The sequence below is a fragment of the Psychrobacter sp. NC44 genome (assembly GCF_904846655.1).
Taxonomy (GTDB): Bacteria; Pseudomonadota; Gammaproteobacteria; order Pseudomonadales; family Moraxellaceae; genus Psychrobacter.
The window spans coordinates 13,951-40,784 of the sequence record NZ_CAJHBN010000015.1; the positions used below are offsets into that span (position 1 = coordinate 13,951).

The window sequence follows — 26,834 nt, forward strand, 5'->3', positions numbered from 1 at the left end:
AAAATCAGACCAATCACACCTAGCCAACATAATAGCCAGTCTAACAAGCCAAATCATATGTATAACGGTCTAGCCCTTGGATTGAACGTCCCATTCAGCAGGCGTCAGCGCTTGAATATTGAGCGCATGAATATCGCCACTGGCGATCTTATCATTGACTAATGCATAAATCGCCTGCTGACGTTGCACGGCACGCTTACCTTCAAAACTGGCATCAACCACGCGTACATCAAACTTATTACCTTGATTGGCAGCTTGAATAAAAGCGTCTGGGAAGTGAGTCTGTAAAAATGCAATCAAATCGTCAGCGTTCATGCTCATAAAATATTCTGCCTTAAAGTGTCAGATAGGGTATAGATTTAAAGTGACGACATTATAACAAGAGTTTAAGCATCTTACAGTACTGTCTTACGCAACTGCACCTAACTTCTGATTGCCGTCCATTATTTGAGCATTTTATCCAAGTACGTCAGTACTTGCGCGCGTACATCATTGACCCAACGTAGCGGCGGTGCCATCGCACCAATACTGGTCGCATGACTGGCACCTTTTATTTCACCATTTTCTACGGTGACGCCCGCCTCTTGCAACGCTTTGGTCATTTTAATCGTATTGGTCGCGTACACTACTTTGTCTTTTTCGGCAGTCAACAATAAATACGGGGGCTGCTCACCTTTGATTTGACGGTCTGGCATGACCTCGTCTGGCGTAGCATCAGCAGCAAAGGCAGTGGCGCTATCAAATTTACGGAAGTCATAACTATAAGGACCCGCAATACCCACGACCGCGGTAATATCCTTTGGCTTAATACCATAAGGCGCTAAAAAATCTTCATTGGCGACCGCTGCAACCGCGTTAAATGCACCAGCAGAATGTCCAATGACCGCCAAGCGTTTAGGATCAGCATGTAAGCTCGGAGCATTATTGATACTCCAAGCAATCGCTTGCGCTGTATCTTTGACATAATCAGGGTACACATGCTCAGGCGCTTTACGATAATTAATCACGGCGGTGACATAACCTGCTTGCGCCAAACTCTGACCGACAAAGGCATACTGTTCTTTATTGCCACTCTCCCATGAGCCACCGTGCACAAACACCACCATCGGATAGCTATCATTAATCGTACCATCATTGATGGCGCTTTGGGCTTTCATCGCTTGTGCTAATGGCTTGGGATAATAAATATCCAAATCTTGATCGGGCTCATCACCATAAAGAATATTTTTGCTGACGCCAACGCCGCCACTAGCAGTAATGCCATTGACGATAGCCAGTGGCGATAGAGCTTGCGCATTCTGGGTGGCTAGGGCAACGCTACCCAGTGCTAAGGCAGCGACACCTGTGAATTTTAGAATGCCTACTTTGCTAGCAGTATTATTAGTCATGCTTTCATTATTTATTTTTTGACGGCTTTTATTATATTCTAAGTGCTTGTTTGCATCCTTCATTGCCAGTATCCCTATTATATTTATACATGAGTCAAAAGTAACAGCACTGCGATAGTCCTTTTATAAAATAAGCACTAGGGCGTGTCTTCAATTCACTCAATAGTCATCTAAATGGGCTAAAAATGGATAAATATTGCCAAACATCGTCAAATAGCTGGTTAATATCCCGATATTATCTACGCTATTTTTCTTGTTTGACGGCAATTTATCTCATTTTTATCGCCATTTTTGAAATGAAGACACGCCCTAGTACTGTCTTGTCTATTCTTCGCTTTTTATATCTTACTGGCTGGCTCAGAAGTTCTCGTGTTTTTCCTGTTAACAGTGTTTAGGTTTCTTGTCATTAAACACGGTTTAAACTGACGGGGCAAATAGCTTACGCTACAAGCTATTTAGCCACTGTTTTTTTGTTTTATTAATAAATAACAGCTGTGTTTTAGAACACTTTTTACGGATCTTGATACAGGTCTATATATGGGCTTGATGATGGTTGCTCAACGGTTGTGCCATCTTCGGTCACGACGATAGGAGTCGATGTAGCAACGGACGCTGGCGCTTCAGAATTATTAACGCTAGCAGCAGCTACCCCGTCCACAACGACTGGTGCTGAAGCAGGATTTACCAAGTTATTTTCAGACATAATGTCGTCTTTACTTATCTTTACGCCCCTGTCATCAACGACGGTCGTCAGCAGCACCAGCTCAGTCACACCAACGGTGCTATTGGCGATATCGATTAGGTGACTCTGCTGAGTCGGTGTCATACGTCCCATGATATAAACCACACCATCATTGGTCACTGCTTTGATCTGTGAGGCTTTGACGCCATCACTCGCGGCGACTTTTGCCAGCAGTTTTGAGGTGATATAGCCATCATGAACCGTCGAGCTATAGCCTTTAGACGCGCTGACGTTTAGCTCATTATAGACATGACGCACATCTGGCATAGAGCTGACGACTTTTTCGACTTCTAGTTTGATGGCTTCAGTGGGTACTTCACCTGTCAATAACACTTCACTATTAAAGCTATCAATACCCATACGGCTGGTTTGTTGCAGGTCTTCTTTTAACCCATAAACATTGATTTTAACGGTATGTTCGATACTGCGATCCAGTAGTCGCTGCGGAATGGTACGCTCTGTCATCGGCACACCATACGTACCTTCTGTACTATTGGTCAAATAATTGGTGGTACAGCCCGTAGTAACGATGCTGGTCATTAGCATAACGCCTATCGCGGTGCGGCGTGATGAGCCAAAAATAGCAGTGCGCAAATGCATCCGTGTCATGATTTACCTCTTAGAACATGAGTGTGACGATCGTATAAAGTCAATTGATTGAGCCAGTTTTAATCTAATAACATTTGTTTTGACAACTGTTAATTCAGTTAATAACAACTTAGCTACTTTACTTAATTTTTACTATCAGCGGTTAGGTTTTTGGTAACGCTCACTCGATGATAAGTACTTACTACCTTCTAGTTGGGTAGCTTTTGCATCCTAATATCACGTATCTGCTATAAAAGCACCTTTGAGCCATTGTGGTTGATTTGCTATGTTTTGACCACTAGTCTTAATATGAGTACCTACCGTATCATAAGCGATGACATCGAACCGGCAGTCATAATCCTCATACTCAGGATGCTGTTGCAAAAAATATTGCGCCGTTCTAATCACTTTACGTTGTTTGCTTGCCGTCACGCTCAGTGCAGCACCACCAAAACCTGAACGCTGCCGTTGACGCACTTCGATAAATACCAATGTTGACCATGCTGAACCTGTCTCCAGCATAATCAAATCCAGCTCACCCACTTTGGGCTGCTGCCAATTTTGGGCAATCAAAATCAATCCTTGCGATTGTAAAAACTCACACGCCTGCTGCTCAAACAGACTGCCTTGACGCTGCCTTGGTGAAGTGAGGTTCAAAGGTTTATGACTGCACATAAGGTCGATGGGTCTCGTTAACATTTCAGAATTATCATAGCACATCATGCTAAACTAGCCACTTTCGCGTGCAGATGCTGGTATGGTGTTTTATGCTTTGCTTAAGTTCTATTTTTAACCAGTTTTGTCAGTCAGCGCGCCACATTATATTTTAATTCCCGCTTTTAATACTCCGAGGTTTTCATGTCTAGCCCTACCGCGATGCCAGCTTGTCTATATATCGTTGCCACGCCGATTGGCAATATGAGCGATATGACGCCGCATGCCATCGATGTTTTAAAACAAGTCGCCATCATTGCCTGTGAAGACACCCGTACCTCAGGTAAGCTATTGTCGCATTTTGGCATTGATACCAAAGGCAGTAAAGCCGACGACGAAAAAGAGTCAGAAGCTCCTAACACTAAAAATAATACCGATAATAACGTGACAGACGCTGATACCGCGACCAAGCAAAAAGGTCATAACAAGCTTTGGGCATACCATGAGCACAATAGTGCCATTCAAACACCCAAAATTATCGAGATGATCGAGCAAGGACATTCGGTTGCTTTGATAAGTGATGCTGGTACGCCACTCATCAGTGATCCAGGTTATCAACTGGTACAGGCCGCTCATGCCGCAGGCGTTAGAGTCTCTCCTATCATTGGTGCCTCTGCTGCCATTGCTGCACTGTCAGTCGCAGGACTGCCCTCAGACCGCTTTAGCTTTATTGGGTTTTTACCCGCCAAAACCCACGGTCGCCAAAAGCAATTAGCAGCATTAAACTCACGTACCGAAACGCTGATATTTTATGAAGCACCGCACCGTATTATCGCCAGTTTAGAAGACATGGCGACTATATTTGGCGCAGATCGTGAAGTCACTTTTTGCCGTGAATTGACTAAGACCTTTGAGACTGTCCATAAAAGCACTCTTGGGGATTTGGTGGAATTTGTCAAAGCTGATGACAATCAACAGCGCGGTGAGATAGTCGTGGTCGTCGCTGGCGTGAATGTGGTGCAGGATGCGGATGACATCAGTATTCATGATAAATTATTGCAGCGCTTGCTTGAGGACTTATCGGTTAAAAAAGCCGCTGCATTGGGCGCTGATATCACTGGCGTCAAAAAGAATGCGCTATATCAGCGCTTACTTGAGCTACAAGCTGAATAATTTTTGGATATTAATATTAAAGACAGTTATAAAACCATTGAGGAGAAGTGAGCGATGTACAATGTAATGGCGATAGGCAACGCATTGGTTGACCATGAATATGTGCTGTCAGATGCGGCGCTAGAAGAGACTGACTTGACCAAAGGCAATATGACGCTGGCAGGTATCGACGAGCAACAGCAATTGTTGGCGTATTTTAAACTGGCAGAAATTGCACCATCAAAGCAGGCTGGTGGTGGCTCAGCGGCTAATACGATGTATACCTTTGCCAGTTTAGGCGGCAAGCCATTTTATGCCTGCCGCGTTGGTGACGATCAACAAGGCGAGTTTTACCTCAAAGACTTACATGAAGCAGGCGTTGCAACTTCAGAGAAATCTATCCATGCAGGCGGAGTAACGGGTTCATGTGTGGTCGCAGTGACTGAAGATGGCGAGCGCACCATGCAAACTTATCTCGGCACTTCAAGCGAAATCACCGCAGAAAATGTCGATTTTGATGCGCTGACACAAGCTGACTGGTTATATATAGAAGGCTACTTGGCCATGACTGAGAGTATTCAGCCTGCCATGACTCAGTTGCGTCATCAAGCAGGGATTCATTCTGCAAAAATTGCCGTAAGTTTTGCTGATCCTGCCGTGGTGAAGTTTGCCAAAGACGGTTTACTCAATATGCTGGGCAATAAAGTGGCAGTGATATTCTGTAATAGTGAGGAAGCCAAACTCTTTACGGACAAAAAACAAGTCAAGGCAGCCGCACGCGCACTGCTTGAGTATTGCCAGACAGCAGTGGTCACTGATGGTGCCAATGGTGCAACAATCGCTCATAAAGCTGATGATAAATCAGAGATTGAGATTTATGAAGTTGCTACACCAATCGTTACTAATGTCATTGATACCAACGGTGCCGGTGATAATTACGCAGGAGCATTTTTATACGCGTTGTCGCAGCACTATAGCTTGCCTGAATGTGGTCGTCTTGCCAGCGAAGTGGCGGCGCAGGTGATTCAACAGTTTGGACCACGATTAGCCTCACAAGATTATAGAGATATTGCGAAGCGTGTACTATCTGCTTAACTTATAAAAATCTGTCATTGCCAATAATAAAAAAGCCCATCTCAATTGATATGGGCTTTTTTATTATTAATCATGAGACAAGTTACTCAGCTCACATTGCTCAGCTCACATTGCTCAGTTCAATAAAAAGCGTTTAATACTAAGCCGAGGCTAATGCTTGCGCAAGATCCGCTTTGATATCTTCGATGTGCTCGATACCAATTGATAGACGTACCATATCAGTGCTTACACCTGCATTTTCGAGCTCTTGCTCATTGAGCTGGCGATGGGTGGTCGTCGCTGGATGACAGGCTAGTGATTTGGCATCACCGATATTGACCAAACGAGTAATCAGCTGCAGCGCATCGATAAAGCGAGCACCAGCTTCCAAGCCACCTTTTACTCCAAAGGTCAAAATAGCAGAAGGCGTGCCTTTCATGTATTTTTTGGCAAGCTCATGCTCAGGATGATCTGGCAAACCCGCATACTTTACCCAAGCAACCTTGTCATGGTCACGCAGATATTCCGCAACGGCTTGCGCGTTCTGTACATGGCGCTCCATACGTAGACTCAATGTCTCCATACCCTGCAAAATACCAAAAGCATTGAGCGGGCTAAGTGCCGCGCCAGTATTACGCAGCGGTGCCACACGAGCACGAGCGATAAAGGCTGCTGCACCGACATCTTTGACAAAGTTCACACCGTGATAACTATGATCTGGCGTGTTCAATAAGGGAAAACGCTCAGGATAGTCGCCCCATGCGAATTTACCACTATCGACAATCGCCCCACCAATTGAGGTACCTGTACCACTCATATATTTGGTCAATGAATGAATCACGATATCCGCACCAAACTCAAAAGGACGACATAACGCAGGCGTGGCAACCGTACTATCAATCACCACTGGCACACCATATTCATGTGCGATATCACTCAGCGCTTGAATATCAACGATGTTACCTAATGGATTACCGATACTTTCTGCAAAGACCATCTTAGTCTTATCATCGATCAAATCACGAATCGCCTCAGGATTTTTGTGATCAAAGAAGCGGACTTCGATACCTTGACGCGGCAATGCATGGGCAAACAAATTATAAGTACCGCCGTACAAGGTCGACACAGCAACGATATTATCGCCCGCTTCACAGATGGTTTGAATCGCATAAGTAATGGCTGCCATGCCAGATGCTACTGCAAGGGCACCGATACCGCCTTCGAGTGCCGCGACGCGTTCCTCCAACACGGCATTGGTCGGGTTCATAATACGGGTATAAATATTGCCTGCAACTTTTAGATCAAACAAATCAGCACCATGCTGAGTGTTATCAAAGGCGTACGAGCTGGTGTGATAAATCGGCACTGCGACCGCTTTGGTCGTTGGCTCAACGCTATAACCGGCGTGAATCGCCAAGGTCTCAAGACGTTGAGGCGTCTCTGATTTTTGGGCTGTTTGCTGGGCTGCTTGTTCGTCACTCATCATATATTCCTTTATTTCGATAAAAGTTATTAATCAATAAATGACTAATCAACAAATTATTAATCAACAATATGTCACTGAAAATTCAGCTAAAAAACAATCTCCCAAATCATAGCAATAAAAAAAGCCAAGTTCATCAAAACTTGGCTTTTTAATTAAAATAACTCTTCAGATATTACTTAACGCTTTGGCTTTTACTGAGATTTCTATTTATAGTAAGCGTTTTCGGTACGGGTATGATCGGTCTCATCAATCACTTGCGTCAACTCTGGTATTTGCTGCTTAAGTTGCACTTCAACGCCTTGACGTAAGGTCATGTCAACGGCTGAACAGCCTTGGCAACCACCACCAAACTTCAATACCGCAGTCAGACCAACGCCTTCTTCATCAATCAGTTCAAGCAGTTGTACGTCGCCACCATGCGCCGCTAAGCCGGGATTAATCTCTGACTGCAATACGTAGTTGATACGCTCTTCGACACTGGCATCCGCACCCACTTTAGGCACTTTAGAATTTGGTGCACGGAAGGTCAGCTGACCACCAAAACGGTCTTTATTATAATCAATCACCGCATCTTCTAAATAAGGAACAGACGCCGCTTCGATAAAGGCAGAAAAACTGTCATACGTAAAACGCAGGTCCGCACTATCCTCTTCGCCCGGTTGGTTATAAGCCATACAGCACTCTGCACGCGGCGTACCTGGATGCTCAACGAAAATACGCACGCCGATACCATCGGTATCCTGCTTGGATAACAAATCTGCTAAGTAGCTTTGGGCTGACTCAGTAATAGTAATATTGCTTTTTGCTACAGTTTGCTCAGTATCTAGCGCTGATTCATAGTCTGCTGACTGGTCTAGTTGGCTCTCAGCTTGGTTGTGCTCACTCATAATATGTCCTATGCGTTATGACACAAACGCTATATCTGTTATGGCTACTGTGTCGTGAATTTAAAATTAGGTAGCGGGTATAAGTTATGCGGGTTATCAATCATTACAGTCTGTTGTCTTAAAATATTGACTGCCGTTGTTATAACATTTTGCTCAATTTATAGCAGCTATTATAACGTACTCAGCCGACAATTCCGACTGCGCTACTGTGAATTAAACCAAAATGCTCACAAATGACTGCTATCGGTTTTATCAATGCTTTATTAACAATGACGAAATAGACACGACAAATAGCACTTATCTAATGATTGATATATCCCCTACTATATAAAGACAGCAACCGTGATTATCAAGCACCTAGAACACTAACTAACCACCTACTTTCTTCCGAATGCTACGGCATGTCTAACACTGTGTGAGACCATACAACCAAAGCACTTATCATGCTTGCTATTTTCTAGCGCTAGTTTTAGATCTATTTACAAGGTAAAGTGTATTGTCCTAAATACCTTTTTATAGGTTTACTTATTGATCATTATATTAGGCATTCTTGTTGCCCTTATTATAGTCGTCGCGCTTTTAGTACCGGAGGGTGTTGACTATACCAAAGCTGTAAAAGAAATTATGTCCCGCTATATCAAAATTCATGTAGCGTTGGTATTTTTTCGCAATCCATTACTCCAGTTGATATTCTTTTATATTGACTATAGAGATCGCTTAGATATCGAAGAAAAGAGGATGTTCAAACGCTATTTTATAACGCAATTTTTTAGCATCTTTATATTTATTACTATAATTTTCATTGTTAAACATTACATTTAAGCTAGCAGAAATTTCATATTTTAGTTGAATCAATCTTATGATGACACAAACACTGAATCTAGTAACGACCAAAGACGACGAACAAGTAGCCGTTTGGAAGATTGTGGATAATACAAAAAATAAAACAAAGAGCGATACCCTTACCACCAATACCTTTGCCATAAAATCTCAAAACATATTTTTGACGCACGGCACGTTTTCGGACAAACAAACCTGTTTGAAAATCGCTGAGTATCTAGCCCGCCTCGGTCATCATTGCTACATCATGGAATGGCGCGGTCATGGCGCAAGCTCAATACCCAAAGAAAAATTCAATTTCGAAACGGTTGCAACCTATGACTATGAAGCGACTTTTCGCTATCTTTTTGAGGAATTAAAACTCGATAATCTACATTGCGTCACCCATAGCGGCGGCGGGGTTGGCTTAACGATGTTTTTGATCCAGCATCCCTGCTATATCGATAAGATTAATAGCGCTAGCATGTTTGCCTGCCAAGCTTATGGCGCTGCAATAAATCCGATAAATCATACTAAAATTCTTATAGCAAAATTATTCACGCGGCTGGTTGGCTATATCCCTGCTAAAAAAATCAAGCTAGGGCCTTTTAATGAAAGCTATCATATGATGAGCCAGTGGTACGACTGGAATCTACAAAAAAACTTTAACAGCAGTTTTCTTAAGCAACGTACATTTAAGACAGCCAGCATGGATACATTCGCCGCTGATGATGCACCTTTAGACTACCGGCAACAGATGCCAAAAATCACGATACCTATCTATGCTATCAGCGCAAAAGGCGACAATTTCATCTCCCCTACTCGTGGTTGTCAGCTATTTTTTGAACCCTTTAAAAACCCTGCCAATATTTTTCGAGAATACTCGCTCAGCCATGGAGATTTGGACGATTATACACACAGCCGCATTATGATCAGTCGTAACGCCGCTCACGAAATTTGGCCAACAGTTACCGCGTGGGTTGAGCAGCATGCCCGTTAAAATAGCGGTGCGGTTGTAGCCTAACTACAACATGGTACGGACTATAACCAAAAACCGCACACCTCTAAACATCTTTATACTTGTCAGCGAGTGATAGGCTGTGTCAGTATTGGCGTCATTACTTTTTACTCAATAAATTTTAACCAATGAAATATCCGTAGTAGGAAAGTGGCGTATATGAGCGAATCATCAGAGCAAAGTTCAGCTAAAGACAATAAACACTATCGTTATTTGATTTTTATCGGGCGTTTCCAGCCCTTCCATCGTGGACATAAAGCGGTCATCGACGAAGCATTGAAGCGTGCTGATAATGTCATTATGTTGATCGGCTCTGCTAACTTACCGCGTAGTTTACGCAATCCCTTTAGTGTCGCTGAGCGTGCTGCCATGATTAAAGGCGCATATTCAGCAGCAGAAGCAGCACGTATTCACTGCGTTGCTCTAGATGATGCACTCTACAACGACACACGCTGGCTACAGTACGTGCAAGCAGGCGTGAAGTCTGTTACTGGTGATTTGCAAACTGATATCGGCTTGATTGGTCATTCCAAAGACAGCTCCTCGTATTATTTATCGCTATTCCCCAACTGGGCGTCCGTCTCAGTACCGAGCTATCACAACCTATCCGCTACCCCGATTCGCGATAGCTATCTAATGGGTGCGACCCCGACTCCTGAACGCACGCCTGAGTCGACGCGCAAGGTTCTAAATGATTTCAAAAAGACAGACGAATATCAAAATCTGCACGAAGAAGCCGACTTTATTGATAAATATAAAAGACAGTGGGAATCAGCGCCTTATCCACCAACCTTTATGACAGCAGATGCTCTGATTGTCCAGTCAGGACATATTCTATTGGTTGAGCGCCGCAGCATGCCAGGGCGCGGACTGTGGGCATTACCAGGCGGATTTTTGAATCCAAAAGAGACCTTATTCGATGCATGTATCCGTGAGCTACGTGAGGAGACTCGCCTAAAAGTCCCTGAGCCAGTATTGCGCGGCTCTTGTCATAGTCAGCATACCTTTGATGACCCATATCGCTCAGCACGTGGTCGTACGATTACCCAAGCCTTTTATTTTCAACTTAAAAATGACCCAAAAGGCTTGCCAAAAGTCAAAGGTGGCGACGATGCTGCCACAGCATTCTGGCTACCACTCGCTGAGCTTGACGCCACCATGATGTTTGAAGACCATTATGCAATTATTACTAAAATGGTCGGTTTGTAGGATTTTATCAGGCGATTATCCGACTTTTCATCAACAATTTTTCACGCCCAAGCTGATAGACAGCAAGGGCTAATCGCCGTAACTGTTCTTTCATTAACGCAGCTACGGCATCTCAAAGCAGAGGAGTTCTGTGATGTATACCAGCAATTTAAACAATTTAATTCTAAATAGCGACAGTTACAAAACCTCACATTGGGTGCAATATCCAAAAGGTAGTGAGTATCTGTCCAGCTATATTGAGGCGCGTAAAGGCGACTACGATGTGGTGTTCTTTGGCTTGCAAGCCTTTATTAAAGAATATCTAAGCACGCCAATCACTCATCAAGACATTGATGAAGCCGAAATGGTCATTCAAGCACACGGTTTGACCTTTAACCGTGCTGGCTGGGAGCGTTTGGTTGATAAACATGGCGGTTATTTACCACTGCGTATCGAAGCCATACCTGAAGGTAGCATCGTACCCGTGTCCAACGTCGTCTGCCAAGTTATCAATACCGATCCTGAGTTTTATTGGCTGCCAAGCTATATCGAGACTGCTTTGCTTCGTGCCATTTGGTATCCATCAACCGTCGCTAGTGTCTCGCATTATTGCAAAAACATTATTCGTCAGGCGTTAGAAAAATCAGCAGACAATACCGAATCACTCACTTTTCGTTTGCATGATTTTGGCTCGCGCGGGGCATCTAGTCAGGAGTCTGTCGCGCTCGGCAGCTTAGCGCATTTAGTGAACTTTGCTGGAACCGATTCGATGACAGCGTTGGTGGCTGCCAGCCGCTGGTATCACATGGATAAGGATATGCCCGCGTTTTCTATTCCTGCTGCTGAGCATAGCACCATGACCGCGTGGGGTCGTGATGGCGAAACCGCTGCTTTTGCCAATATGATTGAGCAGTTTGGTGGCGTAGGTAAAAGCTTTTCAGTGGTCTCTGACAGCTACGACTTATGGAACGCCATCGATAATATCTGGGGCGGCAGCTTAAAAGATGATGTGAAAAATATGGGCGGGACTTTGGTTATCCGACCCGATAGTGGTGAGCCTGCCAAAGTGGTTCGCGAAGCCTTAGAGCGCTTGGCAGTAAAATTTGGAACAACGATTAATAGTAAAGGCTATAAAGTGCTGCCTGATTATGTACGTGTCATCCAAGGGGATGGCATCAGCCCACAAAGCTTAACTAAGATCATTGATGTGGTCATGAAAGCAGGGTTTAGCGCAGAGAATGTGACCTTTGGTATGGGCGGTGGTCTATTACAGCAAGTCAACCGCGACACCATGAGCTGGGCGATGAAAGCCAGCGCTATCTCTATCGATGGCACATGGACAGACATCTATAAAGACCCGATTACCAGCCGCTCTAAACGCTCAAAGAAGGGACGTTTGGCGCTGGTCAAAAGCAGCAATGGACAGCTAAAAACCATCAAGGCTGAAGACCTATCTGCAGACGCAGATAACCTACTGCGTGATATTTATGTCGATGGTAAATTATTAATTGAAGACAATCTCACCACTATTCGGGAGCGTGCAGGATGGTAGCAATATGATAAATAACAATAAAATCGCCTCGGTGGCAAGAGATGTACTGCTTGCTCCTATTTATTTTTATCAAGGGCGCAAAATTAAGCGTAATACGGTACGTCTACCTGAGCCAAATGGTGAAAGGCACGGGCAAGTTCAATTAAATGACGCGATTGAGTCGCCAAAAGAAGCGCACAAGCGGACATTAAACCTAATGGTCGTTGGCGATTCGGCGGCGGCTGGCGTCGGTAGTGAGACGCAGCAAGAAGCGCTTGTCGGTAACTTAATTCCTGTTTTGACGCAGCAGTCTGCTATCCAAAATCAGTTTGATATACTGAACTGGTCATTGCAAGCGACGACGGGGCATACCAGCTTTGATATCTTGCGTAGGCTTTATGTTCTACCCGCGCCTAGCCAGCCTGTTGATGTGATGGTGCTGAGTGTCGGCGTTAACGACACCACCTCTAAAGTCTCGGTGGATAAATGGCAACAGCAAATTGAAAGTATTATCGCTATCGCTCAGCGTAAATTTGGCGTGCGAGAATTGATTTTTTTAAGCCTGCCGCCGATGGCACAGATGCCTGCGATACCTGCCCCGCTAAGTAACTTTGTGGGTGCTAAAGCCTCTATCCTTGATAAGACATTGCAGCAAGTTTGCGCCGCTCATGATAGTGTCACCTACATGGCCACTGACTTTCCACGAATGATAGCAGAGCATTCGAACGGTACTCCAATCGATATCAAAGTGATGTTTGCCAGTGACGGTTTTCATCCTAGCAGCCTCATGTATGGCTATTGGGCGCAGCAATTGTCAGAGTTGATTATACAGTTACTGAACCCTTACGATGCTGAGTTGACTGATTAAAAACCATTGAGGCGTTACTTCTAAAAACTTAAACAAAAAAAACCGCTGAATAGTCAGCGGTTTTTTTATGTTCTTAATACTATAGCTGTGCATGTTTGAAAAAACACATGCTCAAAATAATATCACGCAATACGTGTGAATTATTCTGCAGCGTCAGTATCAGCAGCTTTCTTACGGCCACCAAATGCACCAAAGCGTTTGTTGAAGCTAGCAACACGGCCTTCAGTAGAAGTTTTGCGTTGTTCGCCAGTATAGAATGGATGCGACGCACTTGAGATATCAAGCGGGTAGTATGGATATTCTGACCCTTCGTATTCACGAGTGGTTTTGGTTTTAACGGTTGAACGAGTTAAGAAAAAAACGTCAGCGTTAGTGTCATGGAATAAAACTTCTTGGTAATTAGGATGGATATCTTTACGCATAATAAACTCTCTATGTCCGATGTATGTATAGCACTCTTGAACACCATCTTAGACGATGTGTCAAGCAAGTCATGACATACGTAACTGAGGCACTAAGGGACATTGATAAGTATGGCGGCTGCGTCACTGGCTTATTCCAGCACCCAACACCATTCCTCTGCTCACTTAGCCTTTCCCCAGCGGGAAAATCAAACCGCGATTTTAACGGTTTTTATCGCTAGACGCAAGCAGCAGTTGTGAGTGATATATGTGATAAGTTGTCACCAAAATCTCTATTTTGTTGAGAGGTATACGGTATGTAAGTATAATATTAAATTAGTTTAAATAATCAATATATATTGTAGATTTAGATTTAGTTAATAATTTATTTTTGATATTAATCATTTGTTAATGATGATGGATACCGTCTTATTTCGCCTCATTAATCAAGCACCCACTATTTATAAACACTCAATAAGGACAATATAATGATAAATACTGTTATGAATAATAGCGCAAAAGCCCTGCTTATCAGCTCAGCACTGGCACTCACCACTGTTGCAAGTGCGGCATTACCTAGTCAATGGCAATTAGACGACTCGCACACCCGTGTGGGATTTTCTGTCAATCACTTAGGATTTTCGACCACCATGGGTCATTTTAACGACGTCAAAGGGGTCATTAATTACGACGTCAAATCACCCAGTAAAACCAATATGAGCTTCACCATTGCAACCGATAGCATTGACACCAATTGGGATGCACGTGATGAGCATTTAAAAAAGGCTGAATTTTTTAACGTCGCCAAATATCCAACCATGATCTTTAAATCAACCAGCGTAAAATTTATAAATCCGCAACAAGCCAAGGTCACAGGTAACTTTACTATGCTGGGTCAAACCAAACCACTAACGCTGGATGTGACTTTGAATAAAATCGCCAACAGCCCTCTTACCAAAGAGCCAGTTATTGGCTTCCGTGCAACGGGTAATATTGATCGCGCAGCCTATGGTATGACAGCTTTCGCAGATGGCATTACCACCAATGTCCCGATCCAAATCGATGGTGAGTTGATAGAGAAAAAATCGCAAACCAACAAAAAATCTAAATAAGTCTAATTTTTAGCCAAGCACAAATCGCTACCTCCTCTACATACTCTAAAAAAAGCAGCCATTATGATGGCTGCTTTTTTGACAATAATGAATCAACTCACTCGACATTTATATATATTTAATAAATCGCATAAATACTTTCCATTTGCTTGTTAACCTCAGTTTTTATTGTTATATTCATATATACGGATTTACGAATATAAAACATAACGCTGAGGGAGCAGAAAGATGGATACAGTACAGGTAGACTTTGCCGAGATAAATAAAGACTGGGATAAAAACATCGCTGATTATCACTTTGATATTTATCACTTATCTGGTTGGATTGCTGCGTCAGCTATTGTAGATAAAGGCACTCCTCAAGGAGTGATTGCCACTTATAACAATAAAAAAATCTTTTTACCTCTCATTATAAGAGAAATCGACTCAGAGCATTGGGATGCTACCTCTACTTATGGTTACGGCGGTCCTGTCATGGATAAGTCTCTCACTGATGCCGAATTAGACATAATATTGGCAGAAGTAAGGGGCTTTCTCTTAGAAAAAGGCTGTGTGTCTTTATTCATGCGACTGCATCCAATCATCAATAAAGAGTGGCTACCAACGGTCGGCAAAGCACTCACTCATGGATTGACATTGATGTCTGACTTGAGTAAATCTGAAGAGGAGCACTGGAGCGAGACTCAAAATCGTCATCGTAGAGGTATTAAAAAAGCCTTAAAAATGGATGTCGTGACAAAAATTGAGCGTTTAACCAGAGAGAATGTAGTGATGTTTTCCAATATATACAAAGAAACGATGGCGCAGGTGAAGGCAGATCAGTACTACTTCTTTGATGATGATTACTTTTTTAATTTGCTCGAAAATCTGCAAGACAGAATACTACTGATAACTGCCTATCAGGATAATAAAGCCATTGGTTCCTCTATCTACACAATCTGTAAAGAATCGGGCATTATGCAATTTCATCTCGGAGGCACGCTCAACGCTTATACCCATCTACAACCTTCCAAACTTATTACCCATGTGGCTCGTGATTGGGGCCGAACCAATCATTATAAATTACTGCATCTTGGCGGCGGCGTAGGCTCTAATCTAGATTCTTTATACGAGTATAAAAAAGGGTTTAGCTCACAAGAGTCATTATTCAAAACTTATAGACTCGTCGTTAATCCAGCAAAATACGCAGCATTAGTCGCTGATAGCTGGTTCATCGAAAATGATTTACGCTCCGATTTTTTCCCTTTATATAGAAAAGAGCCTACTAAAGAAACTATCTTGGAGACTGAACAAGCTGAAGCTTTGGCAGATATTTGATCGCGTTATTTTACGATTCTAATCAGTCAAGCCAATAAAAAAGCAGCCATTACAATGGCTGCTTTTTTGATGCTAATTGTCTTTCATTTCGGTAGACAATGGGCTTACTTTACTTGGTTTTGACAATATGCCAAACGCCCAGTTTATTGTCGCCATCTTTATCGCCCACCTTTGTATCATTGGCGTAGAAATATAACGGCTTACCATTTACCGCCCATTGATACTTGCCATCTTCGCGTTGAAACGCTGCAAACTGCCCTGACGCTTTGGCATTACTCGGTGCCATAAATGCTGGCCAAGCAATTAGACAGGCACTACCACACTCTGATTTGTTCATCCCATCTTTGTCAAAGGTATATAAGGTCATGTGATTGCTTGCATCGACTAACATGCCGTTTTTACTCGCGACTGGCGCGGTATTTTTATTGGTGGCTTGTACATCATGCATGCCAGAATCATCATTGCCGAATACATTGTTTAACGTAGTACAACCAGTAAGCGTTAAAACACCGGTGAGAGCCGATAATATAAGCATACGTTTCATAATAACTTCCTTGTCATTTTGATTGTGATTATCATCATAAGTTTTTATTTGGATTTTTCTCATCGTCAGATGATTTCAATGGCAAAAAAACCCTACCGCTGACTTTGAGCAGTTTTAATATAGCATATGCAACAGCGCAGTCGTTTCTATCCCTATATAAATTTACAAAAGCTTATATATTTGCAAATTGGTTAAACTGGCATAGCCATTCATTGACAAAACTCACGTATCTACTTACGTATTTGCCGTCATATTGGCTGTCATTTTTCGTAGAATACCCTATATAAATTAAGAATTACTACACAATGACAAATATGACCCTTGCGGCTTCATATGCATATTGAACTTGACGTCCTTTGCACGCATATCAATAGTTATAAACGGCTTAGAACAACATCCATTAGGACAAATTTTTTAAAATAAGATTTTAGAATAAACTATTTAACAAATACACCGAGCATGACCTGCTGTAACTGCTATTAAGGATATAACAACGACAATGACTCACTCTTTCATTAAAAACCCAGTGAAAAACCAAGCGCACTCTGCCAAACGCGTCGGTATTCTTGGTGGTGGTACGGCAGGAGCAACCATTGCTATTCGCCTTGCGGCATTGGGGCTTGAAACTTATGTATTTGAAAAAAACAAATCGCTGATTGATGGTCCACCGATGTGTCACTTGCATGCTGGCGGCAATCTATACCGCGAAATTCCTGATGAAGATTGTGTGGCTCTCCTCAAACAATGTATCGATATATTGCGCCTTTATCCTTATACCATCGATGTTCGCCCAACAGTATTTGCCGTACCAACTCGCGATGAAGGCTTGCCAGAAGACTTGCTACCACGTCTTGATATCTTGACTGATGCGTATCGTAAGCTTATCGCCGAAGATGCTAATAACAAAGTGTTGGGCGAACCTGAAAACTACTATCAGCTTTATAGTCATGAGCAACTCATTGCGCTGTCAGAACGTGAACAAGTCACTGTGCCGCGGTCAGTTGATGAATGGATGATACCAGTCGCTAAGTATTTGGACTTAAATAAAGTCAAGTTTCCACTGATTGTCGTGCAAGAGTACGGCTGGAATATTTTTCGCTTGGCGGCCTCTGCGCAATTGGCATTAGCAGATTATGAGCATGCACACGTCTTTACTGATACGCAGGTTAAGCAAGTTATGCCTGTTGATTGTGAAAACTGCTCAAACGCTGACCATCATGTTACTAAATGGCGTATTGATTATCAGCAAGCTGCCAGCTCTGAAACTAAGCTTACAACCAAATTTGCAACTGAAAATACAACTGAAAATACAACTGAAAATACAACTGAATCTATCGAAGTGGATTATTTAATCAACGCTTGCGGTTTTCGTACGGGCGTCATCGACGATATGGTCGGGGTCAAAGTCACGCGTATGGTCGAGTTTAAATCGTCTTATATTACCCACTGGGATGATACTGGCGGACAGATACCAGAGATTATCGTTTATGGCAGTCGCGGCACACCTGAAGGCATGGCACAACTCACGCCTTACCCCGGTGGTTATTTTCAAATACATGGCATGAGCAAATTTATCACACTATTCGATGATGGCTTGGTCGCCTCTAGCAAAGACAGCGCCCAACCTAAGCTGCCGCCACAGTATGTGCACTACATCGAAGATGGCTGGGATAAAGCACCGTTACAAGCGCGTAGTCAGCAAGCGATTGATTATGTAGCGGAGTTTGTACCGACCTTCCATAGCGCACGTACGGTCGGTAACGCGCTATATGGTGGGCAGCAAATTCCCGGTGAGGACGATACGCTGCGAGTGGCTGATGTAAGCTTGTACTCTAATATTCGCTATGCTCGTGCGGAAAACGTCAAAGCATCATCAACTTTGATTGCTGCCGATCAAATCGTTGATGAATTGACTGAACTTGGCTTAATCGATCATGACACGCCAGCCAACCGCAATCGTTATGCTCATAATTGGGCGTATTTAACAAAACACGATAGCATGGCGATTGATGAAGTCGCGCGTACACTGGCTGAGCAACGAGGCTTTCCATTGGCAATGGCTGATGTGAATCACGGTATTGGCGAGACAACTTTAAAGGGTTTCAACACGGTTAATGATGCAGGTGCTACTGAGATATAAAAAGCGTTCTATTAAAAATTGAACAAAAAAAAGGAGAGAAGGGCTAATGATCAGCCCTTCTCTCCTTTTTTATAGATGAAATATTTATATATAAAAGTATTCATCTATAGAAATATGTACTCTTAATTACCAGCCATTTTTTCGGTATCGACTGCATCGTCTATTTTTACGACTGTTTTTAATAGCTCAATGGCTTCATTAATCGTGTTACATACTACCAAACGCTCCAGATCTTCTTGTTTCATAAAACCTTGGTCAGCCGTATATTTTAAGTGCTCGATCATACGATCATAGAAACCATTGATATTCAGAATAATCATCGGTTTTTCATGTTGATATAGCTGACGCCACGTAGCGATTTCCATAATTTCTTCTAAGGTACCAAGCCCGCCCGGCAAGGTAATAAAAGCATCCGCGTACTCTGCCATCACGGTTTTACGGGTGTGCATGGTATCGGTTAAATGCAGACGAGTCAGCTGCTCATGAGCAATTTCGTGCTTGAGCATAAACGTTGGAATCACACCGACCGCTTGCGCACCGCCTTGAATCACCTCATCTGCAACGGCACCCATCAGCCCGATGCTCGCGCCGCCGTAGACCAAACCCATGCCATTGTCAGCAAGCGCACTACCCAACTCGCGGGCTGCCTGCTCGTAGACTTCATTATTGCCCAAACGCGAACCACAATAAACCGCTACCAACGGCATCGTTAACGTTGATTTATCCACTGCTTTTTCAATATTGGTAATGTCTTGACTGGTAATGACTTCATAAGTGTCATTGTTAATTTTCATTTGCATATAGCTTCCTTAATTTTTATATCGATTGTTTTTGTTAAATACTCGTTAAAACCCTAATGGATAATACCACCCAAGATAAATAGCATAGAACTTGAAAGTCACAATTGAACGCCTTGCTTGCCAGCATTTATCTTAACATAAGCGATGCTATCAGGTGGTTATCAGCTAATTTAAGCGGTTTATCACTACGTAATGACTACATTTTAAGAGCAAATTATTGATAAATAATTGCAAATAAATAGCCACTCCACACCGCATAGAACCCTAACAATATGAAGGTTAAAGCATGAAAAATAAACAGTACCAGACGGATATTTACTCACTGAGTATCATGACTGAGCGCAATCAGGCACTGGCAGCGACTGTCTATCGCCCTAAAAATGAGGTAAAAAAAACGGTTATGATCGCGCCAGCAACGGGTATCAAGCGCCAGTTTTATCACAATTTTGCCACTCACTTAGCAGAAAATGGCTTTGGTGTACTAACCTTTGACAATGAAGGCATCGGTGAATCGCTGTCGTCTGCATTGGCTAAATGCGATGCATCGCTGATTAGCTGGGGTCGCCATGATATGCCAGCCGTCCTTGATGCATTGCAAGATGAATTTTCCGACGCCACCTATCATTTAATTGGGCATAGTGCAGGCGGTCAGCTGATTGGTTTGATGCCAAATTATAGTGCGCTCGCTTCAGTGTTCAATGTCGCCTGCTCATCAGGTCGTATTAAAAATATGAGCATGCCCTATAAACTCAAGGCGATGGGTTTTATGGATGCCTTTATTCCACTCGCCAACTTGACGTTAGGGTACACGCCGTCAGATAAAATTGGTATGGGCGAACCGCTACCACGGGGCGTGTCTCGGCAGTGGCGCGAATGGTGTAATGGCGCAGGCTATATCAAAACAGCCTTTGGCAAAAGTATACAAACGCACTTTTATGATGACATTACTATGCCATCATTATGGCTGGGGTTTAGTGATGATGACATTGCCAATAGCAAAAATATGGATGATATGATTCGTGTTTTTACTAAAATGCCAGTCGAAAAACAGTTTTTAGATCCTAAAGACTTTGGTCTAAACAGCATCGGTCATATGCGCTATTTTAGTAGCAGAACCAACGCTAAAGCCCCACAGCTGTGGCAAATAGCGGTTGATTGGCTAGCTAAGAAGTAATAAGTTCGGTTTAGTTAACCTATTCAAATGCAATTCTATTTAGTCTTGCGTATTTTTTGCTGCCTGTTCTGCTTTGACACGCTTGGTTAAGGCAGAATAAAGCGACGGCTGCATATTATGGATATTACCTAGCATCCATTTTACGTAGCTGATGGGCACGTCTTTAATCAGCGTACCTTTATGTTTGCCAAAGGGCATTTTGCTCACTGGATTGGCTTTATTGGCGATAGCATGGACAGCAGCAAAATCCATCGGTGCAATGGCTAGGCGCTCACAACACGCCTGATAAAGCAAATAACACATACGCGCATCGCCCAGCGCATCATGAGCGGCAATCGTCATCCTACTTGCTTGCTTTTTGCCTAATAATTGCTCGATACATTTGGACTGACCATAAGCACTCCACTCTGGAAAAGCCACACGCGCCAGCCGAACCGTACATATCAACTTAGTAGACGGACTGCCAATAACCCGCCAATCAAAGCGGACGTTATGACCAATCAAATACTGCGGCAACTCAAACGCCTCTAAATCAAAGCGCTCAAGACCAGCGACATCCTCATCAGTAATACCATGAATTCTAATGACAACTGGTGATATCGAACGACCACTATTAAAGTACTTCATCCACTCAAAGCCCGTCATCGCATTAATAGTCGCCACTTGAATCGGACGCGGATCACGACCTTGGTCGGTTTCGGTATCGATAATCAGCGCAGTATCAGTCATAAAAGTTCAGCCATGGATAACAATAATAGATAACAACATTGGTATTTTATGTAACGTTTTAAAAATACGTAAACTTTAAAAGAAACGTTATGTTTATGGGGATAAAAACTAGAGATAACAATGGCATACAAAGAATAGATAACTTCACTTATATAATATCAATTGAAGTCCATTTAAAAAACTGAAGAGAGATAGATGCCAGCAGATGACAGTAATCCACAATTAAAGCCAAAGAAAAAGCCAACCTTTTTAAATCGTGTACTCAGTGTGCTTATTAAAGCGGCTGTATTGTTGATGCTATTATTTGTATTTGATAGGCTCTTACCCAGTATCAGCCAACAAACTCAGTCATTTGTGATGGCAAAATGGCAACAGCTCAGTTTATTACAGCAGGAACTACCGACGGAAAACAGCTTACCCAGTCCACTTCCAGAGCAACATCTAACAGATACATGGGGCGCTGCACGCAGTCAAGGTCGCAGTCATGAAGGTATCGATATCTTTGCCGCACGAGGCACACCAATACGAGCCACGACACAAGGCATCGTCAGCAAAGTTGGTGAAAATACGTTAGGCGGTCGTGTGGTGGTGGTGGTTGGACCAGGCAGCGCAGGGCATTATTATGCGCATTTAGAAGATTATGCAGATATTAGTCCAAACGACTGGGTTAATGCCGGCGATATCATCGGCTACGTCGGCGACAGTGGCAATGCAAAAGGTACGCCGCCACATGTACATTACGGTATTTATATCAGCGGCAGTGCAGTGAACCCCTATCCACTTTTACAAAAAGATTAGGGTACCGCAGCTGATCTAATGTGGGCAGCTGGAAATACCATACTGAACGTCGAGCCTACCCCTTCTACTGATTCAATTTGTAAGTTAGCCTCATGCTGATATAAAACGTGTTTAACGATTGCCAAACCTAGCCCTGTGCCGCCAGTCGCCCGACTACGACCTTTATCAATACGATAAAAACGCTCCGTCAACCGTGCGATATGCTCAGGTGCAATACCAATACCGTTGTCTTCGACGGCAAATCGGCAACCTTCTGACGTTTTTGTCCAACTAATGGCGATATTACCGCCCTTGGGCGTGTATTTGATGGCATTAATCACCAGATTAGAAAGCGCGCTATTTAGATACATCTCTGAGCCATACAGTCCGTCATAAGTATCTATCTGCAAGTGAATGGTATGCCCATACTCTTGATTGTACGCTTGCGCATCATCATAAACATGGGTCAGCAGCTTGGTCATATCAATATAACTGAGCTCATGGGTTTCTTCGATTTCGATGCGAGATAACAGCAATAAGTCATTCACAATTCTATTCATACGCGCAGTCTGTTGGCTCATCAGCTCAAACCCGCGCTTCCAATGCGGCGGCATATCTGGCTGATCCGAAAAATTTTCTAGATAGCCCATCATGACGGTCAATGGTGTGCGTAACTCATGCGAGACATTCGCCACAAAGTCGCGGCGCATCTCCTCCAAATGATGCAAGCGCGTCACATCATAAATAATGAGCAGCTTCTCATCACCAAAAGGCGTGAGCTCACATTTCAGATAACGCTTGGGCGCGCGCCACGAGACAATGTGCACACCATCCTGAGCACCATCGTTAGGGTTGGTCGTCGCCTGATAATACTGACGAAATTCAGGCGCACTAATAAAGTCAAAAATGCACTTACCTTTATCTGACAACTGTAACAACATTAAATCTTCGGCGGCCTGATTCCACCATTCAAGCCCATCATCGTCATTGAGCAAAACCACCGCATCACGCAATGCACGTAGTGCGCTTCTAATTTTTTTGAGTTGATCCGTTGTATTCTGCTGAGTTGCTAGCAGTGACTTATTTTGTTGGTCGCCTTGAGCCGATATTAGGGTGTTCATCCATCATCCTTATCACTATTCGCCGTTTTTCACTGTGCTGCGATTAACATACTGCTTTTATAGCGAATAAAAACCGTCAGTTAAATTGGTTCAATAAAGCTAGAAAATCGATAGCCTGTCCCACGCACTGTCTGTATCAACGTATCACATTGATGCGGTCGTAATAATGTCCGCAAACGTTTGATATGCACATCAATGGTTCTATCTTCGATATATACATTACCGCCCCATACTTGGTCTAGCAGCTGCGTCCGCGTATAGGCACGCTCTGGATGACTCATAAAAAATGCCAATAATCGATATTCCGTAGGCCCGACATCAACCACTTTACCAGCCGCTGTCACTCGCTGACTTTTGGGATCAAGGCTCAAATTGCCGATTTCGATAGGTTTATCACTATTGAGCGCGTTACTACGCCGCAATACTGCTTTGATTCTGGATATCAACTCACGTGTCGAAAAAGGCTTGGTCATATAATCATCAGCACCAGCATCAAGGCCATGCACCTTGCTGTCCTCTTCACTTTTAGCTGTCAACATAATGACTGGTATCTCAGCGAGTAGCTCATCGTTTTTGAGCAATCGGCAAAAATCAATGCCACTTTTATCACCGGGCAGCATCCAATCTAGCAAAATCAGCGCAGGGCGGTGATCGACCACTTGTTGGTGCGCCTCAGATACATCCGCTGCCTGCAGACTATCAAATCCCGCCATCTCTAGCGTCATGACGATCATTTCACGAATCGCAGGTTCATCTTCAACAATCAAAATTTGCTCATTATACATACGGCATTCTCAGTGTTAGAGGACAACATTTAGCTGACAAAAAAGGCGATAAATGCTCGCCTGCTGCTCCCTATTAAACGGGGTAATTATGACAGTTTAATGACATTCGACTTTTAAGCGGTTCATAAGTCTCGTGACGGCTAATGCTTGGTTTACTCAATTTACTTCTAACAAGAAATTCAATGGCCCATCATTGACGCTCGACACTTGCATATTGGCACCAAATTGACCAGTTGCCACGTTTGGATATTGCGTGTTGGCATAAGCGACCAATTGCGCAAACAACGCTTGCGCCGCATCAGGTGCCATCGCACCACCAAAGTCAGGGCGACGACCCTTGTCTGTTTTTGCCATTAGCGTAAACTGTGATACCAATAACAGTCCGCCACCAACTTGCTGGACATTTTTATCCAGTTTGCCGTACTTGGCAGGATCATCATCATTGTCAAAAATACGATAGGTGAGGATTTTATCCACCATTCGCTGTGCGCTTGTTATGTCGTCATCAGGCCCTAAACCAATATAAGCCAATATGCCTTGCTCAATCGTACCAACACACTGCGCATCGACGGTGACACTAGCATGGCGTACGCGCTGTATAAGTGCTTTCATTTATAGATTCCTTACCAATTATGCCCATACAATAATACGCCGTCCATGATAAAATACGGCCATTCTCTTGCTTATTAATTATTACATTACACCCTATTTTGGTAGCCTCATTATGAATGTATTCACTACTTTACAACAGCTTGTCCCGCAGCAGCAACTGAGTAAAGTTGCTGGGCGCCTAGCCGCTAGCCGCCATCCTTATGTCAAACGCACGTTTATCCGTAGCTTTGCCAAAGCCTACAACGTCAGCTTGGACGAGTATGAGCGCCAAAGTCTCAACGCCTATGAGAGCTTTAATGACTTTTTTACTCGTGAGCTAAAAGAAGACGCGCGCCCTATCGACATGACGCCTCATGGTATCGTCAGTCCTGCCGATGGTATTATCTCGCAGTTGGGTCAAATTGACGACCATAAATTGCTCCAAGCAAAAGGTCACTATTATGACGTTGGTCAACTGCTTGCTGACAGTGAAGATGGCCGCTATTTTGCGGATGGGAGTTTTGCGACGGTTTATCTTGCCCCTAGTAACTATCACCGTGTACATATGCCCTTCGCTGGCACTCTGACCAAAACCCGTTATGTACCGGGTACGCTGTTTTCGGTCAACAATACTACGGCGGCGAACGTGCCAGACTTATTTGCGCGTAATGAACGCTTGGTTTGTCTGTTTGATACAGCATATGGCAAAGCAGCGGTGGTGATGGTTGGGGCGATGATTGTCGCTGGTATCGAAACAGTGGCGACTGGCAAAATTGCCCGCACTGATGATATTCAAGAAGCTGAGCACAATATGAGCTTTGAAAAAGGCGATGAGCTGGGTCGTTTTTATTTAGGCTCAACCGCAATTGTCATTCTACCAAAAGGAGCAAAAGCAGATTGGCAAGACAGTATGAAAGCCGATAGTGTGGTAAAAATGGGACAGCTACTGGGTGTCGCTAACACTCCATAGGCAAGTGATTTAACGACTCAAAAAAGCTCAGTTCAGCATCCTAATCTATGTTGAACTGAGCTTTTTATTATGGGTAATTATCTTATCGCAACATATTAGGGCGTGTCATCAATTAGCACATGAATACATTTAGTGGTCTTAAAATAGCTAAATTTTGCTAAATATCGTCAGAAATTTTGTCAATATGTTCATATTAACGGCAATTTCTTCCTTGTTTATCTACAATTTTTCTCATTTTAAGCCTCACAATCTAATTGATGACACACCCTAGTTAATAATGAAAGTAGTTAATAACGAAAGTGTTTGAGAATAGGATAAGCAAATAAGATGTTTTCTTCTTGCGTACCGCGTCCGATATTGTGAATAATCAGCGGTATACCATCCGCAGCGACTTTATCGGAGACGATACCTGTATGCGGCAAATTACCATTCGGTAATCGCCACGTCACCACATCCCCTGCTTGAAAACTGTCTTTATCAGTCGTCGATAATGTCTTTGCGTGACGCGCAAAAAACACTTCAAGATTGGGCACTCGGCGATGATCGATATTCTTATCGGTTGATTTCAGCCCCCAAGTCTTTGGATAAGCCGACCAATTTGACTTCATATCATGGTTGACTAATTGCTGTAGATCTATATTTTGCAAGCGATAAGCACGGACGATAACATCGGTACAGACGCCAGTTTCTATCGGTACATCACCACGCGGAAAATCCAACTTGCGGTAAGCAGGATCATAGCTGGTGGTAATACCTATCTGTTTTTTTGCATCGTGCGCCAGTTTATCACCATTACTAATAGGTGCGGCGGCCTGCGTTAGTTGCGCCAAAGTTAATAGGCTAACAAAGACGAGCGATTTAGCAAAAACCTTATAAGTGCCAGTGACTCTCATTTAACAATCTCTCTATATAATGTACTTAATCGCTCATTTAGCTAATTCTAAATGCTTTAATAGTTGAAAAAGATGAATATTTGCA

General features: G+C 43.2%; 26 protein-coding genes. 12 read left to right on the forward strand and 14 right to left on the reverse strand.

Annotated features, from left to right (window positions below; translation table 11 throughout):
- Positions 1-69: 69 nt before the first annotated feature.
- The 4 genes from JMX95_RS10905 to JMX95_RS10920 form a co-directional block, all read right to left on the reverse strand.
- Complete coding sequence (locus JMX95_RS10905) at positions 70-321, reverse strand: BolA family protein (protein WP_010200621.1); 252 nt, start codon at positions 319-321, stop codon at positions 70-72.
- 122 nt (positions 322-443) lie between these two features.
- Positions 444-1,451: an alpha/beta hydrolase gene (locus tag JMX95_RS10910; protein WP_227676052.1), complete on the reverse strand. Its 1,008-nt coding sequence runs from the start codon at positions 1,449-1,451 to the stop codon at positions 444-446.
- 448 nt (positions 1,452-1,899) lie between these two features.
- Complete coding sequence (locus JMX95_RS10915) at positions 1,900-2,739, reverse strand: BON domain-containing protein (RefSeq protein WP_201560801.1); 840 nt, start codon at positions 2,737-2,739, stop codon at positions 1,900-1,902.
- Between the two features lie 216 nt (positions 2,740-2,955).
- The gene (locus JMX95_RS10920) at positions 2,956-3,441 is read right to left on the reverse strand and encodes a YraN family protein (RefSeq protein WP_201560802.1); all 486 of its coding nucleotides are present in this window, start codon (positions 3,439-3,441) and stop codon (positions 2,956-2,958) included.
- 135 nt (positions 3,442-3,576) lie between these two features.
- Here JMX95_RS10920 and rsmI point away from each other — a divergent pair, with 135 nt between their 5' ends.
- Positions 3,577-4,545 carry a 16S rRNA (cytidine(1402)-2'-O)-methyltransferase gene (rsmI, locus tag JMX95_RS10925; protein WP_201560803.1) on the forward strand — a complete coding sequence of 323 codons (969 nt, stop codon included), beginning with the start codon at positions 3,577-3,579 and terminating at the stop codon, positions 4,543-4,545.
- Positions 4,546-4,599: 54 nt separating this feature from the next.
- The gene (locus JMX95_RS10930; RefSeq protein WP_198330257.1) at positions 4,600-5,619 is read left to right on the forward strand and encodes an adenosine kinase; all 1,020 of its coding nucleotides are present in this window, start codon (positions 4,600-4,602) and stop codon (positions 5,617-5,619) included.
- A gap of 139 nt (positions 5,620-5,758) precedes the next feature.
- Here JMX95_RS10930 and JMX95_RS10935 read toward each other — a convergent pair whose 3' ends face one another.
- Positions 5,759-7,081, reverse strand: coding sequence for an O-acetylhomoserine aminocarboxypropyltransferase/cysteine synthase family protein (locus JMX95_RS10935; RefSeq protein WP_201502561.1), 1,323 nt, complete (start codon positions 7,079-7,081; stop codon positions 5,759-5,761).
- Between the two features lie 206 nt (positions 7,082-7,287).
- Positions 7,288-7,971, reverse strand: coding sequence for a Fe-S biogenesis protein NfuA (gene nfuA / locus JMX95_RS10940; RefSeq protein ID WP_045455268.1), 684 nt, complete (start codon positions 7,969-7,971; stop codon positions 7,288-7,290).
- An 859-nt stretch (positions 7,972-8,830) separates the two neighbouring features.
- Between nfuA and JMX95_RS10945 the strand changes: the two genes are divergently transcribed.
- The 4 genes from JMX95_RS10945 to JMX95_RS10960 all read left to right on the forward strand — a co-directional run bounded on the left by JMX95_RS10945 (position 8,831) and on the right by JMX95_RS10960 (position 13,395).
- Positions 8,831-9,790, forward strand: coding sequence for an alpha/beta fold hydrolase (locus JMX95_RS10945; protein ID WP_201560804.1), 960 nt, complete (start codon positions 8,831-8,833; stop codon positions 9,788-9,790).
- A 177-nt stretch (positions 9,791-9,967) separates the two neighbouring features.
- Entirely contained in the window at positions 9,968-11,017 is a 1,050-nt protein-coding gene (locus tag JMX95_RS10950) for a bifunctional nicotinamide-nucleotide adenylyltransferase/Nudix hydroxylase (RefSeq protein WP_201560805.1), read from the forward strand.
- A 133-nt stretch (positions 11,018-11,150) separates the two neighbouring features.
- Complete coding sequence (locus JMX95_RS10955; RefSeq protein ID WP_201560806.1) at positions 11,151-12,548, forward strand: nicotinate phosphoribosyltransferase; 1,398 nt, start codon at positions 11,151-11,153, stop codon at positions 12,546-12,548.
- A 4-nt stretch (positions 12,549-12,552) separates the two neighbouring features.
- Complete coding sequence (locus tag JMX95_RS10960; protein ID WP_201560807.1) at positions 12,553-13,395, forward strand: SGNH/GDSL hydrolase family protein; 843 nt, start codon at positions 12,553-12,555, stop codon at positions 13,393-13,395.
- Between the two features lie 140 nt (positions 13,396-13,535).
- Here JMX95_RS10960 and JMX95_RS10965 read toward each other — a convergent pair whose 3' ends face one another.
- The gene (locus JMX95_RS10965) at positions 13,536-13,817 is read right to left on the reverse strand and encodes a type B 50S ribosomal protein L31 (protein WP_011281173.1); all 282 of its coding nucleotides are present in this window, start codon (positions 13,815-13,817) and stop codon (positions 13,536-13,538) included.
- Positions 13,818-14,284: 467 nt separating this feature from the next.
- Between JMX95_RS10965 and JMX95_RS10970 the strand changes: the two genes are divergently transcribed.
- Positions 14,285-14,908: a YceI family protein gene (locus tag JMX95_RS10970; RefSeq protein ID WP_201560808.1), complete on the forward strand. Its 624-nt coding sequence runs from the start codon at positions 14,285-14,287 to the stop codon at positions 14,906-14,908.
- A 228-nt stretch (positions 14,909-15,136) separates the two neighbouring features.
- Complete coding sequence (locus JMX95_RS10975; protein WP_201560809.1) at positions 15,137-16,225, forward strand: peptidoglycan bridge formation glycyltransferase FemA/FemB family protein; 1,089 nt, start codon at positions 15,137-15,139, stop codon at positions 16,223-16,225.
- Positions 16,226-16,334: 109 nt separating this feature from the next.
- On the opposite strand, the gene JMX95_RS10980 is transcribed toward JMX95_RS10975, so the two are convergent.
- The gene (locus tag JMX95_RS10980) at positions 16,335-16,769 is read right to left on the reverse strand and encodes a hypothetical protein (RefSeq protein WP_045447953.1); all 435 of its coding nucleotides are present in this window, start codon (positions 16,767-16,769) and stop codon (positions 16,335-16,337) included.
- Between the two features lie 499 nt (positions 16,770-17,268).
- Between JMX95_RS10980 and JMX95_RS10985 the strand changes: the two genes are divergently transcribed.
- Positions 17,269-18,909, forward strand: a complete 1,641-nt coding sequence (locus tag JMX95_RS10985) for an FAD-dependent oxidoreductase (protein ID WP_201560810.1) — start codon at positions 17,269-17,271, stop codon at positions 18,907-18,909.
- Between the two features lie 122 nt (positions 18,910-19,031).
- On the opposite strand, the gene JMX95_RS10990 is transcribed toward JMX95_RS10985, so the two are convergent.
- Positions 19,032-19,709, reverse strand: coding sequence for a TIGR00730 family Rossman fold protein (locus JMX95_RS10990; protein ID WP_045455284.1), 678 nt, complete (start codon positions 19,707-19,709; stop codon positions 19,032-19,034).
- A gap of 286 nt (positions 19,710-19,995) precedes the next feature.
- Here JMX95_RS10990 and JMX95_RS10995 point away from each other — a divergent pair, with 286 nt between their 5' ends.
- Positions 19,996-20,883: an alpha/beta fold hydrolase gene (locus JMX95_RS10995; protein ID WP_201560811.1), complete on the forward strand. Its 888-nt coding sequence runs from the start codon at positions 19,996-19,998 to the stop codon at positions 20,881-20,883.
- Between the two features lie 39 nt (positions 20,884-20,922).
- On the opposite strand, the gene JMX95_RS11000 is transcribed toward JMX95_RS10995, so the two are convergent.
- Positions 20,923-21,612, reverse strand: coding sequence for a putative quorum-sensing-regulated virulence factor (locus JMX95_RS11000; RefSeq protein WP_201560812.1), 690 nt, complete (start codon positions 21,610-21,612; stop codon positions 20,923-20,925).
- A 195-nt stretch (positions 21,613-21,807) separates the two neighbouring features.
- Here JMX95_RS11000 and JMX95_RS11005 point away from each other — a divergent pair, with 195 nt between their 5' ends.
- A complete protein-coding gene (locus tag JMX95_RS11005; RefSeq protein WP_201560813.1) occupies positions 21,808-22,410 on the forward strand; it encodes a M23 family metallopeptidase in 603 nt (200 codons plus the stop codon).
- On the opposite strand, the gene phoR is transcribed toward JMX95_RS11005, so the two are convergent.
- The 3 genes from phoR to dtd form a co-directional block, all read right to left on the reverse strand.
- Positions 22,407-23,510 (reverse strand): phosphate regulon sensor histidine kinase PhoR, encoded by a 1,104-nt coding sequence (gene phoR / locus JMX95_RS11010; protein ID WP_201502572.1) that lies wholly within the window; start codon positions 23,508-23,510, stop codon positions 22,407-22,409. The genes JMX95_RS11005 and phoR overlap by 4 nt on opposite strands.
- A gap of 80 nt (positions 23,511-23,590) precedes the next feature.
- Positions 23,591-24,295, reverse strand: coding sequence for a phosphate regulon transcriptional regulator PhoB (gene phoB, locus JMX95_RS11015; RefSeq protein ID WP_201560814.1), 705 nt, complete (start codon positions 24,293-24,295; stop codon positions 23,591-23,593).
- Between the two features lie 156 nt (positions 24,296-24,451).
- Positions 24,452-24,907, reverse strand: a complete 456-nt coding sequence (dtd, locus tag JMX95_RS11020; RefSeq protein ID WP_201560815.1) for a D-aminoacyl-tRNA deacylase — start codon at positions 24,905-24,907, stop codon at positions 24,452-24,454.
- 112 nt (positions 24,908-25,019) lie between these two features.
- Here dtd and asd point away from each other — a divergent pair, with 112 nt between their 5' ends.
- Positions 25,020-25,856, forward strand: coding sequence for an archaetidylserine decarboxylase (gene asd / locus JMX95_RS11025; protein ID WP_201560816.1), 837 nt, complete (start codon positions 25,020-25,022; stop codon positions 25,854-25,856).
- 287 nt (positions 25,857-26,143) lie between these two features.
- Here asd and JMX95_RS11030 read toward each other — a convergent pair whose 3' ends face one another.
- On the reverse strand, positions 26,144-26,749 hold the full coding sequence (locus tag JMX95_RS11030) for a DUF1287 domain-containing protein (RefSeq protein ID WP_201560817.1): 606 nt from the start codon (positions 26,747-26,749) through the stop codon (positions 26,144-26,146).
- Positions 26,750-26,834: the final 85 nt, after the last annotated feature.

What these genes read in the sequence shown, in the direction of transcription:
- JMX95_RS10945 (WP_201560804.1), top strand. Translation starts at nt 8,831, where the DNA reads ATGATGACACAAACACTGAATCTAGTAACGACCAAAGACGACGAACAA.
- JMX95_RS10985 (WP_201560810.1), top strand. Translation starts at nt 17,269, where the DNA reads ATGACTCACTCTTTCATTAAAAACCCAGTGAAAAACCAAGCGCACTCT.
- JMX95_RS10955 (WP_201560806.1), top strand. Translation starts at nt 11,151, where the DNA reads ATGTATACCAGCAATTTAAACAATTTAATTCTAAATAGCGACAGTTAC.
- JMX95_RS10980 (WP_045447953.1), bottom strand. Translation starts at nt 16,769, where the DNA reads ATGAAACGTATGCTTATATTATCGGCTCTCACCGGTGTTTTAACGCTT.
- asd (WP_201560816.1), top strand. Translation starts at nt 25,020, where the DNA reads ATGAATGTATTCACTACTTTACAACAGCTTGTCCCGCAGCAGCAACTG.
- JMX95_RS10975 (WP_201560809.1), top strand. Translation starts at nt 15,137, where the DNA reads ATGGATACAGTACAGGTAGACTTTGCCGAGATAAATAAAGACTGGGAT.
- JMX95_RS10995 (WP_201560811.1), top strand. Translation starts at nt 19,996, where the DNA reads ATGAAAAATAAACAGTACCAGACGGATATTTACTCACTGAGTATCATG.
- JMX95_RS10915 (WP_201560801.1), bottom strand. Translation starts at nt 2,739, where the DNA reads ATGACACGGATGCATTTGCGCACTGCTATTTTTGGCTCATCACGCCGC.
- JMX95_RS11000 (WP_201560812.1), bottom strand. Translation starts at nt 21,612, where the DNA reads ATGACTGATACTGCGCTGATTATCGATACCGAAACCGACCAAGGTCGT.
- JMX95_RS10930 (WP_198330257.1), top strand. Translation starts at nt 4,600, where the DNA reads ATGTACAATGTAATGGCGATAGGCAACGCATTGGTTGACCATGAATAT.
- phoR (WP_201502572.1), bottom strand. Translation starts at nt 23,510, where the DNA reads ATGAACACCCTAATATCGGCTCAAGGCGACCAACAAAATAAGTCACTG.
- JMX95_RS10990 (WP_045455284.1), bottom strand. Translation starts at nt 19,709, where the DNA reads ATGCAAATGAAAATTAACAATGACACTTATGAAGTCATTACCAGTCAA.
- JMX95_RS10935 (WP_201502561.1), bottom strand. Translation starts at nt 7,081, where the DNA reads ATGAGTGACGAACAAGCAGCCCAGCAAACAGCCCAAAAATCAGAGACG.
- JMX95_RS10950 (WP_201560805.1), top strand. Translation starts at nt 9,968, where the DNA reads ATGAGCGAATCATCAGAGCAAAGTTCAGCTAAAGACAATAAACACTAT.
- JMX95_RS10920 (WP_201560802.1), bottom strand. Translation starts at nt 3,441, where the DNA reads ATGATGTGCTATGATAATTCTGAAATGTTAACGAGACCCATCGACCTT.
- JMX95_RS10965 (WP_011281173.1), bottom strand. Translation starts at nt 13,817, where the DNA reads ATGCGTAAAGATATCCATCCTAATTACCAAGAAGTTTTATTCCATGAC.
- JMX95_RS10905 (WP_010200621.1), bottom strand. Translation starts at nt 321, where the DNA reads ATGAGCATGAACGCTGACGATTTGATTGCATTTTTACAGACTCACTTC.
- rsmI (WP_201560803.1), top strand. Translation starts at nt 3,577, where the DNA reads ATGTCTAGCCCTACCGCGATGCCAGCTTGTCTATATATCGTTGCCACG.
- phoB (WP_201560814.1), bottom strand. Translation starts at nt 24,295, where the DNA reads ATGTATAATGAGCAAATTTTGATTGTTGAAGATGAACCTGCGATTCGT.
- JMX95_RS11030 (WP_201560817.1), bottom strand. Translation starts at nt 26,749, where the DNA reads ATGAGAGTCACTGGCACTTATAAGGTTTTTGCTAAATCGCTCGTCTTT.
- JMX95_RS10960 (WP_201560807.1), top strand. Translation starts at nt 12,553, where the DNA reads ATGATAAATAACAATAAAATCGCCTCGGTGGCAAGAGATGTACTGCTT.
- JMX95_RS10910 (WP_227676052.1), bottom strand. Translation starts at nt 1,451, where the DNA reads ATGAAGGATGCAAACAAGCACTTAGAATATAATAAAAGCCGTCAAAAA.
- JMX95_RS10970 (WP_201560808.1), top strand. Translation starts at nt 14,285, where the DNA reads ATGATAAATACTGTTATGAATAATAGCGCAAAAGCCCTGCTTATCAGC.
- dtd (WP_201560815.1), bottom strand. Translation starts at nt 24,907, where the DNA reads ATGAAAGCACTTATACAGCGCGTACGCCATGCTAGTGTCACCGTCGAT.
- JMX95_RS11005 (WP_201560813.1), top strand. Translation starts at nt 21,808, where the DNA reads ATGCCAGCAGATGACAGTAATCCACAATTAAAGCCAAAGAAAAAGCCA.
- nfuA (WP_045455268.1), bottom strand. Translation starts at nt 7,971, where the DNA reads ATGAGTGAGCACAACCAAGCTGAGAGCCAACTAGACCAGTCAGCAGAC.